We start from the raw sequence: 12,391 nt of genomic DNA on the forward strand, positions 1-12,391 counted from the left end.
GGGACGGTCTCGTCGACGTCGAGCCTAGTGCGTCGGGCCGCTCCCGACTCGCGCGGTCCGCCCACGGGCGCGGCCCCGGGTCACTACGGTGTGGCCATGCACGACTACGCCGACCACGACGCCACCGCCCTCGCCGCCCTGGTGCGCGAGGGCACCACCACCGCCGAGGAGCTGCTCGCCGCGGCCCGGGCCCGCGCCGCGGAGGTCAACCCGCGCATCAACGCCATCGTGCGCGACCTCGAGCCCCCGGCCCCCTCGGCTCCCGAGCCCGAAGGCGGGCGGGCCTTCGCCGGCGTCCCGTTCCTGCTCAAGGACCTGCACCAGCACCTGGCCGGCGTGCCGACCAGCGGCGGGAGCCGCGCGCTCGCCGACCTGCCCGCCACCGAGACGGCGACGGTGGTGCAGCGGTGGATCGACGCCGGTCTCCAGGTCTTCGGCAAGACCAACACCCCCGAGTTCGGCGCCAAGGGCGTCACCGAGCCGCACCTCTTCGGCCCGGCGCGCAACCCCTGGGACACCGACCACACCCCGGGTGGCTCCTCGGGCGGTGCCGCAGCGGCCGTCGCTGCGGGGATCGTCCCCTGCGCGGCGGCCAGCGACGGCGGCGGCTCGATCCGCATCCCGGCCTCGGCGTGCGGCCTCTTCGGGCTCAAGGCCGGGCGCGGCCTGCTGCCCTACGGCCCGGTCTACGGCGAGCCCTTCGGCGGCACCTCGACCGACGGCGTGGTCTCGCGCAGCGTGCGCGACTCGGCGGCGATGCTCGACGTGCTCGCCGGGCCGACCGACGTCTCGCCGTTCCTGCCGGCGCCCGGCCCCAGCGACGGGTACGCCGCCGAGGTCGGTCGCGACCCCGGCCGGCTGCGCGTGGTGATGAGCTGGCGCAGCTCGATCAACCCCGACCCGCACCCGGAGGCGCGCGCCGCGGTGGAGCGGGCCGCCGAGCTGCTGGCCGGCCTGGGCCACGAGGTCGTCGAGCTCGACACGCCCCCGGTCGACGACGCGGCGCTCGGCCGGAGCTTCCTGACCACCTGGTTCGCCCACGCCGCGGTCACCGTGGCCCAGGCGCGCGCGGCCACCGGCTGCGGCGAGGACGTGTTCGAGCCGGACACCCAGGTGATGGCCGCCCTGGGCCGGGCCACCAGCGCGGCCCGGTTCATCGAGGCCGTCGAGGACCGCCACCGCCACGTGCGCCGCCTCGCCGAGCTGCACGCCGAGCACGACCTGCTGCTCACGCCCACGACCGCCACTCCCCCGCCCCGCGTGGGCGCCTTCGACCAGCCGGCCGTGGTGCAGGGCGTCCAGAAGGCGCTGCTGCGCGCCCGCGGCGGCGGCCTGCTGCGCTTCACCCCGCTGGTCGACCAGATGATCAACGAGAACCTCGGCTGGGTGCCCTACACCCAGCTGGCCAACCTCACCGGGCGCCCGGCGATGAGCGTGCCGCTGCACTGGACCCCCGAGGGCCTGCCGATGGGCGTGCAGCTCGTGGGTCGCCTGGGCAGCGAGGCCACCCTGCTGCGGCTGGCCGGCCAGCTCGAGGACGCCGCTCCCTGGTTCGACCGCCGCCCGCCCCTCTGACCCGGCGCGGGGTCAGGTGCGGCGGCGTACGGCGTCGCGCAGGGCCTGCTCGGGGTCGAGCCCGTCGGCGCGGGCCTCCTCGACGAGGGCGAGCAGCCGCTCGCCGAGGTCGGCGGAGGCGGGGTCCAGGTCAACCTCGCGGCCGGCGCGGTGCAGCCGGTCGAGCACCTTGTCGGCGTAGAGCAGCGCGGGCAGGCCGGGCGGGACGCCCTCGTCGGGGGTGGTGCGGTGGGCCTTCTCGGCGGCCTTGATCTGCTGCCAGCGCTCGTTGACCGCGGCGGCGTCCTGGACCTGACCTGCCTGCCCGACCTGGCCGGTCTCGTCGCCGAAGACGTGGGGGTTGCGGCGCACCATCTTGTCGGTGATGCCGCGGGCCACGTCGTCGATGTCGAAGCCGCCGGCCTCGGCGGCGACGGCGGCGTGGAAGTAGACCTGCAGCAGCAGGTCGCCGAGCTCCTCGCGCAGGTGCTCGACCGCGCCGGGCTCCCCCGCCGCGAGCCGGTCGACGGCCTCGATCGTCTCGTGGGTCTCCTCCAGCAGGTAGCGCACCAGCGAGCGGTGCGTCTGCTCGGCCTTCCACGGACACTCGGCGCGCAGCCGCGCCATCACCGCGCGCAGCTCGAGCAGCGGCTCGGCCGACCCGTCGCCCGGCACGCCCACCACCCGCTCAGGTGCAGCGCTGGGAGGCGGGCAGCCGCTCCTCGAGCCGCACCGCCGCCGGGTCGAGCGTCAACAGCTCGACGGCCTCGTCGCTGACCGCGACCGAGAGCTCGTTGCGCCGCTCCTGGGGCCCGGAGAAGTCGACCTCGGTGAAGAGGGGGTTGGTGGTGACGGGGTTGGCCGCCTCCCACGCCGCGAGGTAGGTCTGGTACGCCGCCGTCGCGGTCGCCTCGCCGGCGTCGTCGGGCAGCGAGGGGTCGACGACCTCGGCGACCACGGCACGCAGGTAGCTGCTCGAGGCGAAGACCGGCAGCACCTCCTCGAGCTGCTCGGAGTCGGCCTGCCCCAGGCCCAGCCGGGCCTGCTGGGCGGCCCCGGCGTAGATCGGGGCGCCGTCGATGTCGTTCTCGGCCGCGATCGCGTCGGCGATCTCGCGCTGGGCCAGCTGGGCCAGCACGGTGTCGCGCACGGTCGAGCCGGTGTAGCCCTGGCCGAGCAGCTCGGGGTTGCTGCGCAGCACCTCGCAGGTGGTCACCGAGAGCTGGTCGACCTCCTCGACGCTGATCTGCGTCCCGTGCACCTCGGCGGCCACGCCGGGCGCCGCCTGGATGTCGGAGAGGCCGCACCCGGAGAGCGCGCCGGTGCCCAGCAGGGCCACGGCGCCGAGAGCGGCGAGGGGGCGGGACAGACGCACGGGGGCTCCTTGGCGACGGCGGGACGGGCGGTGAGTGCGGGATCACAGTGCACTGGTCACATTGAACCAGCCCCTCACGCCGGGTCGATCACCTGGTCGATCACGCCGCGGGCCCACTCGAGCAGCGCGATGCCGTCGAGGGGACGCCCACCGATGACCGCGGTCTGCGGCCGCGGCACCAGGATCGTGTCGAGCTGCGGCTTGACCAGCGACTTCGGGTACATCCGCTGCAGGCGCACCACCCGCGACTCCGGCAGGCTGACCGGCGCGAACCGGACGTTCTTGCCGGCGATGGTGACCTCGCCGATGCCGGCCTGGCGGGCGCGGGCCCGGAACCGGGCGACCAGGAGCAGCGAGACCACCTCGACCGGCGGCTCGCCGTACCGGTCGAGCAGCTCCTCGTTGATGGCGTCGACGTCGTCGTCGGCGCGCACCTCGGCCAGGCGCTTGTACATCTCCAGGCGCAGGCGCTCGGTGGGGATGTAGTCGTGGGGCAGGTGCGCGTCGACGGGCAGCTCGATGCGGACCTCGTTGAGCTCGGGCTCGGAGCCGTCGCCCTTGAACTCCGCGACCGCCTCGCCGACCAGGCGCACGTAGAGGTCGAAGCCGACGTCGGCGATGTGGCCCGACTGCTCGCCGCCGAGCAGGTTGCCGGCGCCGCGGATCTCGAGGTCCTTCATCGCGATCGCCATCCCGCCGCCCAGGTCGGAGTGCTGGGCCAGGGTGGCCAGCCGCTCGTGGGCGGTCTCGGTGAGCGGCTTCTCGGCGGGGTAGAGGAAGTAGGCGTAGGCCCGCTCGCGCGAGCGGCCGACCCGTCCGCGCAGCTGGTGCAGCTGGGAGAGACCCAGGGTGTCGGAGCGCTCGATGATCATCGTGTTGGCGTTGGAGACGTCGAGGCCGGACTCCACGATGGTGGTGCACACCAGCACGTCGAAGCGCTTCTCCCAGAAGTCGAGCATCACCTGCTCGAGCTGGTGCTCGCCCATCTGGCCGTGGGCGGTCGCGACCCGCGCCTCGGGCACCAGCTCCTTGATGCGGGCGGCGGCCTTCTCGATCGACTGCACCCGGTTGTGGATGTAGAAGACCTGGCCCTCGCGCAGCAGCTCGCGGCGCACGGCGGCCACCACCTGGCGGTCCTCGTAGGCGCCGACGTAGGTCAGCACCGGGTGCCGCTCCTCGGGCGGGGTGGTGATCGTGGACATCTCGCGGATCCCGGTGATCGCCATCTCGAGCGTGCGCGGGATCGGCGTCGCGCTCATCGACAGCACGTCGACGGAGGTGCGCAGCCGCTTCATCTGCTCCTTGTGCTCGACACCGAAGCGCTGCTCCTCGTCGACGATGATCAGCCCGAGGTCCTTCATCCGGGTGTCGGGGTTGAGCAGGCGGTGGGTGCCCACCACGATGTCGACGGTGCCGTCGGCCAGCCCGGCCAGGACCTCCTTGGCCTCCTTGTCGGTCTGGAAGCGCGAGAGGCCCTTGAGCACGACCGGGAAGCCGGCCATCCGCTCGCTGAAGGTCGACAGGTGCTGGGTGACCAGCAGCGTGGTCGGCACCAGCACCGCCACCTGCTTGCCGTCCTGGACGGCCTTGAACGCCGCGCGCACCGCGATCTCGGTCTTGCCGTAGCCGACGTCGCCGCAGACCAGGCGGTCCATCGGGATCACCTGGCGCATGTCCTGCTTGACCTCGTCGACCGTGGTCAGCTGGTCCTGGGTCTCCTGGAACGGGAAGGCGTCCTCGAGCTCGCGCTGCCAGGGCGTGTCGGGCCCGAACGCGTGGCCCTGCGTGGCCTGCCGGGCGGCGTACAGCTTGATCAGCTCGGCGGCGATCTCGCGCACCGCCTTGCGGGCGCGGCCCTTGCGCTTGGCCCAGTCGCCGCCGCCGAGCCGGTCGAGGCTGGGCTGCTCGCCGCCGACGTAGCGGGTGACCTGGTCGAGGGCGTCGGCGGGCACGTAGAGCCGGTCGGCGGGGCCGCCGCGCTTGGAGGCGCCGTACTCGAGGACGAGGTACTCGCGGGTCGCGCCGCCCACCTGGCGCTGCTTCATCTCCACGAACCGGCCCACGCCGTGCTGCTCGTGCACCACGAAGTCGCCGGCCTTGAGCTCGAGCGGGTCGATCTGCTTCTTGCGCCGGGTCGGCATCTTGCGCATGTCGCGCGTCGAGGACTTCTGCCCCGAGAGGTCCTCGCCGGTCACCAGGACCAGGCGGTTGGTCTCGTCGACGAAGCCGTGGGCGAGCGCCCCGCAGCTCACGGTCACCACGTCGGGCACCAGTCGTGCCTGCTCGGCCGGCGCGCCGTCGCCGGCGTGCGGCTCGACCAGGCGGGCCGGCACGTCGTGCTCGGCCAGCGCCTCGACCATCCGCTGCGCGGGGCCGTGGCCCTCGTGCAGCACCAGCACCCGGTAGCCCTCGGAGCGCCAGGTCTCGAGGTCCTTGATCGCCCGCTCGACGTCACCGCGGTAGGCGTCGACCGGCTTGGCCGGCAGCGCCCGGCTGGGCACCGCGCCGACGGTCACGTCGACGTCGATGCCGGTGACCGCACCGGTCTCGTCGCGCAGCACCGGGCCGGCGGCGCCCGTCTCGGCGTCGTCGATGCCGAAGGGGCTGACGGTCCACCACGGCTTGTGCTGGGCCAGGGCGTGCTCGCGCACGTCGGAGAGGGTGCGGTACGACGCCGCCCCGAGGTCGATCGGGGCGCTGCCGCCGCTGGCGGCCGCGGCCCAGCTGGCGCCGAGGAACTCCTCGCTGGTGGCGACCAGGTCGTGGGCGCGGCGGCGGGCCCGCTCGGGGTCGAGCACCAGCACGTGGGTGTCGGAGGGCATCAGGTCGACGAGCAGCTCCATGTCGTCGACGAGCACCGGGGCCAGCGACTCCATGCCCTCGACGGCGATGCCCTCGCTGATCTTGTCGGTCAGCTCGAGCAGCTGGGGGTGCGCCTGGCCGAGCTCGGCGGCGCGGCGGCGTACCTCGTCGGTCAGCAGCAGCTCGCGGCACGGCGGCGCCCACAGCCGCTCGACGGGCTCGAGGGTGCGCTGGTCGGCCACGGAGAAGGAACGGATCTCCTCGACCTCGTCGCCCCACAGCTCCACGCGCAGCGGGTGCTCCTCGGTGGGCGGGAAGACGTCGATGATGCCGCCGCGCACCGCGAACTCGCCACGGCGCTCGACCAGGTCGACGCGTGAGTACGCCGCGTCGGCGAGGCGGCGCACCAGGTCGTCGAGCGGCGCGGTGCCGCCGGGCACCAGCTCGACGGGCTCGAGGTCGGCCAGCCCCTTGACCTGCGGCTGCAGCACCGAGCGCACCGGCGCGACGACCACCTGGAGCGGGCCGTTGCTGGCGTCGGTGCCGGGGTGCTGGAGGCGGCGCAGCACCGCGAGGCGTCGCCCGACCGTGTCGGAGCGCGGGCTGAGCCGCTCGTGGGGCAGCGTCTCCCACGAGGGGTAGTAGGCCACTGCGGCCGGGTCGAGCAGGTCGCTGAGCGCGTTGACCAGGTCCTCGGCCTCGCGGGAGGTCGCGGTCACCGCGAGCACGCTGCGGCCCGAGCGCACCAGGCCGGCCACCACGAAGGGCCGCAGGGCCTCGGGGCCGGTGAGGTCGAGCGCGCGGACGCGCCCCTCCCCCGCGTCGGCGAGCACCTCGGTGAGGACGGGGTCGGCCAGCACGGCGTCGGCGATCCCGGCCGGGCCGGGGGCAAGAGGGGTCTCGAGGGTCGTGGTCGACACGTGCGCGGGGCTCCTGGTGGTCGCTGGTGCGTCAAGCACAGGGAACGCCCCCGCTCGGGCTCGAGGCGGGGGTGCGGTGCAGCGCGCTCGAGTCTACGACCGGGCACCGACGCCCGCCGAGTCCGTCACCGCCCGGAGCGCACTGCCCTGCCCTGCACTTGGCAGAGGGGCACACGTGTACCCCACTGCCAAGCGCAGCGGTGGTCAGCCGGCCAGCTCGGGCTCCGAGCGCAGGACGCAGAGCTCGCTGCCCTCCGGGTCGGCCAGCGTCAACCAGCCGGTGCCAGGGCCGTGATTGTCATGCCGCTCGGCCAGCACCGTCACCCACGGGACCCGAAGGCACGCTCCCGCAGCGCGGCGAGCCGGTCGGCGCGCTCGGGGTCGTCGGCGTAGAGCTCGCGGCCGTCGGCGGCCACCTCGCCGGTCAGCCCGACCTGGGCGGCGAGGTGGGCGACGTACGCCGCGCGCTGCTCGCGCAGGTCGTCGTGCCACGACCACACCTCGACGGCGCGGCACTCCCCGAGCGCGCGCTGCAGGCCCGGACGCACCCGGGCCGCCTCGCCCGCGACCAGGGCGTAGAAGCTGTCGCGCCCGCTGCTCTCGGGGACCGCCGCCAGCGCCGGGCGCAGGTAGTCGACCATCGCCGCGAGCACCGTGTCGGAGCGCCGCGTGGCCGCCCGGGCGGCCTCGCCGCACGCCTCGACCCGGGCGGTCTCGCTGTCGCGGCGCCGGGCGTCGACGGCGGCCAGCACCAGGCCGGCCACGAGCAGCAGCGCGAGCGCACCGGCCAGCAGCCGCCGGCGGCGTACGACACGCGGGTCGCGGGGCGCGTCGCCGGGCCCTTCGAGCACCTCGACGCCGGCCACGGCCCTCCTCCGCCCCGCTCAGCCCAGCGCGCGGAAGGACAGCGCGTGCCAGCGCGGCCCGACGGGGGTGACCTCGACCCGCCGCGGGTCGAAGGGCGAGGACGGGTCGGCCTGCTCGGCGGGGTCGCCGATCGCCCGCACGATGCGGATCTCCAGCCGTGACTCCGAGAGGCCCTCGGCCAGGTCCTCGCCCCACTCGACGACGGTCACGGCCTCCTCGAGGGAGGTGTCGAGGTCGAGGTCGTCGAGCTCCTCCAGCCCGTCGAGGCGGTAGGCGTCGACGTGCACCAGCTCGGGCCCGCCGACCGTGGAGGGGTGGACCCGGGCGATGACGAACGTGGGCGAGGTGACGTTGCCGCGCACGCCCAGCCCGGCCCCCAGGCCCTGGGTGAAGGTGGTCTTGCCGGCGCCCAGGTCGCCGGTGAGCACCACCAGGTCGCCGTGGGTGAGCTGGCCGGCCAGCGAGCGGCCGATGCCGCGCATCGCGTCGGCGGTGGGCGCCTGGAAGACGGCGGTGCGCAGCGGGCGGCGCATCTCGACCAGCGGCGAGTAGCGCCGGATCTCGCGGAAGCCCTGGCGGTCCCAGAACCGCACCGTCTGGGGCAGCTCCTCGCGCGCCTGCACGATCAGGTCGTCGGTGCCGCGGCCCGAGTCGGCCACCGCGTCGACGGCGGCGTCGATCAGCCGCCCGGCGATGCCGAGGCCCTGCTGGCCCGGCACGACGCCGAAGCGGCGGATGTAGGTCGAGGACCCGATCGGGTCGAGGATCAGGGTGCCGACCGGCTCCTCGTCGATGCAGGCCAGCAGCCCGCCGCCGTCGGCGAGCTTGCCGCGGATGGTGTGCACCGTCTCCTTCAGCGCCCCCGGCGGCGGGTCGAGCGGCGGGCGCGCCGAGAACGCCTCGTGCACCACGTGCATCACCTGCTCGGCCGCCTCCGGCCCCACCCGTCGTACGACGACCGCGGGGCGTGCCCGGGTCTCCTCGCGCGCCGCGCTCACCGCTGGCCCGCCCGTTCGGTCGCGGCCGCGATCAGCTGGTCGAGCTCGGCGTTGACCTGGTCGTGGCTCTCCATGACGACCATGTGCCCGGCACCCTCGACCTCGACCAGGCGCGAGCCCTCGATGTGGGCGTGCAGCTTGCGGCTGTGCCCGATCGAGGTGACCCGGTCGGCGGTGCCGCAGATGATCGAGACCGGCACCCGGCTCAGCCCCTCGACGACGTGGAACTTGTCGAGCGACTCGAAGCTGGGGAAGAACTCGGCCACGACCTCGAAGGGGGTGCGGGCCAGCATCTGGTCGACGTAGCGCACGTAGGACTCGGGCACGTCGCCGCCGAAGGCGAACAGGTCGGTGGCCACCAGCGCCACCGAGCCGCCGAGGCGCCGGGCCAGGTCGATGAACCGGTGCCCGCGGGCGAGGGGGACCATGACCCGGCCCACGGCCCGGCCCAGGAACGGCCCGGCCAGCTTGGCCGGCACCACCGGCAGCAGCAGCCGCCCGACGTCGAGGCCGCCGGCGGTGGTGGAGACCAGGCCGACGCCGACGACGCGGTCGCCGAAGAGCTCGGGGTGCTGCTCGGCCAGCGCGATGATGGTCATCCCGCCCATCGAGTGGCCCACCAGCACGACCGGGCCCTCGGGGACCTCGGCCTCGAGCACCCGGGCCAGGTCGCGGCCGAGCTGGTCGATGGTGGCGTGCTCGAGCGAGGAGCGGCCCGAGCGGCCGTGGGAGCGCTGGTCGTAGAAGACGGTGCGCACCAGGCCGCGGTAGCCCGCGCGCTGGAAGTGCCAGCAGTCGAGGTTGAGGGCGTAGCCGTGCACGAACAGCACGGTCAGCGGGTCGTGGCCCGGCCCGGTCGGGTCGGCCGGGTCGTGCGCGTCGGGCTCGTCGACCTCGACGTGCAGGGGCAGGCCGTCGTCGGCGACGACGGTGCGCGCGACCGCGCGCAGCGAGCCCAGCGGGGTGCGGTCTCCGGCGCCCCGGCGGGCGATGACCCGGCGGCGGCGCGCGACCTCGGCGGCGGTGCCGGCCACCGCGACGCCCGCCAGGGCGCCGGCCAGGCCGGCCACGCGACGACGCATGTTCACGGCTGCTCCTCGGGGTCGGAGTCGGTGTCGGTCTCGGGGTCGGAGTCGGTCCAGCGGCGGGCGAAGCGCCCACCGATCCGGCTGACGATCTCGTAGGAGATGGTGCCGCACGCCTCGGCCCAGTCCTGCGCGGTCGGGTCGGGGGCGCTCCCGAAGAGCACCACCCGCTCGCCCGGGCCGACGGCCGGCTCCTCGCCGGGGCCGGCCAGCTCGACGACCAGCTGGTCCATGCACACCCGGCCACGCACCGGGCGGCGTACGCCGGCGACGCCGACGTGGGCGGTGTTGCCGGCGTGGCGCGGCACGCCGTCGGCGTACCCCACCGGCAGCAGGCCGACGGTGACCGGCTGCTCGGCGACCCAGGTGTGGCCGTAGGAGACCCCGTCGCCGGGCACCAGCCGCTTGGTCATCGCCACGGTCGCGGTCGCGGTCATCGCGGGGCGCAGGCCGATGTCGGGGGTGCGGCCGGGGGCGGGATCGAGGCCGTAGGAGGCGAGGCCGGCGCGCACCAGGTCGAAGCGCGCCGAGGGCCGCAGCAGCGCCCCGGCCGAGTTGGCCAGGTGGCGCACCTCGGGGTCGAGGCCGGCGGCCTCGGCGGTCTCGACGGCCTCGCGGAAGACCTGCTCCTGGGCGTCGTTGGCGGGGTGCTCGGGCTCGTCGGCGACGGCGAGGTGCGACCAGATCCCGGTGACGCGCCAGTGCCCGGCGCGCTCTCCCTCGCGGGCGGCGGCGACCAGGGCGGGCCAGTCGGCAGGGGTGCAGCCGCCGCGGTTGAGGCCGGTGTCGATCTTGAGCTGCAGGCGCGCGGGGCGCCCGGCGCGGGCGACGGCGTCGACGAGGTCGTCGAGCTCGCCGGTGGTGTACGCCGTCACGTCGACGTCGGCGGCGACCGCCGGCGCCCAGTCCTCGCCGGGCACCGTCAGCCAGGCCAGCAGCCGCCCGGTGTCGCCGCCCGCGCGCAGCGCCAGCGCCTCGTCGAGGGTGGCCACCCCGAGCCACGGCGCCCCGGCCTCGCGGGCGGCGCGGGCCACCGGCAGCAGGCCGTGGCCGTAGGCGTCGGCCTTGACGACCACCATCAGGGCCACGTCGGGCCCGACCTCGGCGGCGAGCCGGCGCACGTTGTGGCGGACCGCCGCCAGGTCGACGACGATCTCGGCGCGCCGTGCGTCGTGCTGGAGGCTCATCACCACCATCCTCGCACCCGGCGGCTCACGGCGCGGGCAGGGTCCGCACGACGTCGGCGACGGCGCCGGCGACCTGGCCCGCCACGATGGGGGCCCCGCGCGAGACCGTGGTCGCGGCCGCGCCGTGCAGCCACGACCCGACGCTGGCGGCGTCGAAGGGGGTCAGCCCCGCGGCGAGCAGCGCCCCGACCATCCCGCCGAGCACGTCGCCGGCGCCCGCGGTGGCCAGCCAGGGCGTGCCGGTGGTGGTGGCGCGCACCCGTCCGCCGGGAGTGCTGACCAGGGTGTGGTGGCCCTTGAGCAGCACCACGCAGCCGTAGCGGCGCGCGGCCGCGCGCACGAAGTGCAGCGGGCGGGCCTCGACGTCGGCGCGCTCCTCCCCCAGCATCCGGGCCAGCTCGCCGGCGTGCGGGGTGAGCACCGCCGCCACGTCGAGCGGCGCCTCGAGGTGCTGCAGCGCGTCGGCGTCGACGACCAGCGCCAGGTCGTGCTCGCGGGCGTCGGCGAGCGCCTCGGCCAGGGTGGCGGCCGCCCCGTCGCCGGCCCCCGAGCCGAGGACCCAGGCCTGCACGCGGCCGGCGCCGACCACCTCCGGGTGCGCGGCCCGCACCCGGTCGCCGACGGCGACGTCGCCGACGTACCGGACCATGCCGGCGAAGCCGGTGGCGGCGCCGGCGACGCTGAGCAGCCCGGCGCCGGGGTAGGTCTCGGAGCCGGCGCGGACCCCGACGACGCCGCGGGTGTACTTGTGCGCGTCGTCGGCGGGGCGCGGCAGCAGCCGGGCGACGTCGGCGGCCTGCAGGCTCTCGAGGCCGGGCTCGGGCAGGTCGAGCCCGATGTCGACGAGGTGCACCACCCCGCAGGCGCCGGCCGCGGGGTCGACGAGGTGGGCCGGCTTGTGGGTGCCGAAGGTGACGGTGAGGTCGGCGCGCACGTGGGGCTCGGGGGTCTGGCCGGTGTCGACGTCGACACCGCTCGGCACGTCGACCGCGACCACCGGCACCCCCTCGAGCCGCGCCAGCGCCTGCTGCGCCGCCGGGCGCAGGCCGGGCTTGCCGCCGATGCCGACGATGCCGTCGACCACGACGTCGGGCCGGGCACCGGGGCGCAGCTCCTGCGCCGCGTCGGCGGGCACGACCCGCCCACCCGCCGCCCGCAGCGCGACCAGGCCTGCGTCGTGCACGGTCTCCGAGAGCAGCCACGCCTCCACCCCGGCCCCGCGGCGGGCCAGCAGCGCGCCGGCGTGCAGGGCGTCACCGCCGTTGTCGCCCGAGCCGACCAGCAGCAGCACCCGCCGGCCGTACGTCGAGCCCAGCCAGTCGGCGACCGCGTGCGCCAGCCCGTGCGCGGCGCGCATCATCAGCGCACCCTCCGGCAGCCGCGCCATCAGCGCCGCCTCCGCCGCCCGGACCTGCTCCACCGTGTGCGCCTGCCTCATGTCGTCGCAGGCTAGTGCGCCGGGCTGCTCCCCGGCTCGCCCCCGGGGGTCGTGGTCCGGGTCGTGGTCCGGGTCGTGGTCCGGGTCGTGGTCCGGGTCGTGGGTCGTGGACGCGCCCTGGCGCGTCCAGGGGCACACGACCCAAGCCACGACCCAGGCCACGAC

The 12,391-nt window shown here is 75.6% G+C and carries 9 protein-coding genes; 1 reads left to right on the forward strand and 8 read right to left on the reverse strand.

All coding sequences use genetic code 11. From position 1 onward, the window contains the following. Window positions 1–96 precede the first annotated feature (96 nt). Window positions 97–1,575, forward strand: a complete 1,479-nt coding sequence (locus tag JOE61_RS06280) for an amidase (RefSeq protein ID WP_193670066.1) — start codon at window positions 97–99, stop codon at window positions 1,573–1,575. A gap of 12 nt (window positions 1,576–1,587) precedes the next feature. Here the strand turns inward: JOE61_RS06280 and JOE61_RS06285 are convergent, their stop codons facing one another. From JOE61_RS06285 to JOE61_RS06320, 8 genes are all read right to left on the reverse strand, one after another. Beyond that, on the reverse strand, window positions 1,588–2,229 hold the full coding sequence (locus tag JOE61_RS06285; protein WP_307822842.1) for a MazG nucleotide pyrophosphohydrolase domain-containing protein: 642 nt from the start codon (window positions 2,227–2,229) through the stop codon (window positions 1,588–1,590). Between the two features lie 13 nt (window positions 2,230–2,242). Then, window positions 2,243–2,929 carry a hypothetical protein gene (locus JOE61_RS06290; RefSeq protein WP_193670067.1) on the reverse strand — a complete coding sequence of 229 codons (687 nt, stop codon included), beginning with the start codon at window positions 2,927–2,929 and terminating at the stop codon, window positions 2,243–2,245. Window positions 2,930–3,003: 74 nt separating this feature from the next. After that, window positions 3,004–6,651 (reverse strand): transcription-repair coupling factor, encoded by a 3,648-nt coding sequence (gene mfd / locus JOE61_RS06295; RefSeq protein WP_307822843.1) that lies wholly within the window; start codon window positions 6,649–6,651, stop codon window positions 3,004–3,006. A 320-nt stretch (window positions 6,652–6,971) separates the two neighbouring features. Next, window positions 6,972–7,517, reverse strand: coding sequence for a hypothetical protein (locus JOE61_RS06300; protein WP_193670069.1), 546 nt, complete (start codon window positions 7,515–7,517; stop codon window positions 6,972–6,974). 18 nt (window positions 7,518–7,535) lie between these two features. Continuing rightward, a complete protein-coding gene (tsaE, locus tag JOE61_RS06305) occupies window positions 7,536–8,516 on the reverse strand; it encodes a tRNA (adenosine(37)-N6)-threonylcarbamoyltransferase complex ATPase subunit type 1 TsaE (RefSeq protein ID WP_307822844.1) in 981 nt (326 codons plus the stop codon). Continuing rightward, window positions 8,513–9,598 carry an alpha/beta fold hydrolase gene (locus tag JOE61_RS06310; RefSeq protein WP_193670193.1) on the reverse strand — a complete coding sequence of 362 codons (1,086 nt, stop codon included), beginning with the start codon at window positions 9,596–9,598 and terminating at the stop codon, window positions 8,513–8,515. The genes tsaE and JOE61_RS06310 overlap by 4 nt, the downstream gene beginning before the upstream one ends. A gap of 2 nt (window positions 9,599–9,600) precedes the next feature. Next, on the reverse strand, window positions 9,601–10,788 hold the full coding sequence (alr, locus tag JOE61_RS06315; protein WP_193670070.1) for an alanine racemase: 1,188 nt from the start codon (window positions 10,786–10,788) through the stop codon (window positions 9,601–9,603). 25 nt (window positions 10,789–10,813) lie between these two features. Beyond that, complete coding sequence (locus JOE61_RS06320) at window positions 10,814–12,226, reverse strand: NAD(P)H-hydrate dehydratase (RefSeq protein ID WP_193670071.1); 1,413 nt, start codon at window positions 12,224–12,226, stop codon at window positions 10,814–10,816. Window positions 12,227–12,391: the final 165 nt, after the last annotated feature.

The sequence above is a fragment of the Nocardioides salarius genome (genome assembly GCF_016907435.1).
Lineage (GTDB): Bacteria > Actinomycetota > Actinomycetes > Propionibacteriales > Nocardioidaceae > Nocardioides > Nocardioides salarius.

What these genes read in the sequence shown, in the direction of transcription:
- JOE61_RS06280 (WP_193670066.1), top strand. Translation starts at nt 97, where the DNA reads ATGCACGACTACGCCGACCACGACGCCACCGCCCTCGCCGCCCTGGTG.
- JOE61_RS06320 (WP_193670071.1), bottom strand. Translation starts at nt 12,226, where the DNA reads ATGAGGCAGGCGCACACGGTGGAGCAGGTCCGGGCGGCGGAGGCGGCG.
- JOE61_RS06310 (WP_193670193.1), bottom strand. Translation starts at nt 9,598, where the DNA reads ATGCGTCGTCGCGTGGCCGGCCTGGCCGGCGCCCTGGCGGGCGTCGCG.
- alr (WP_193670070.1), bottom strand. Translation starts at nt 10,788, where the DNA reads ATGAGCCTCCAGCACGACGCACGGCGCGCCGAGATCGTCGTCGACCTG.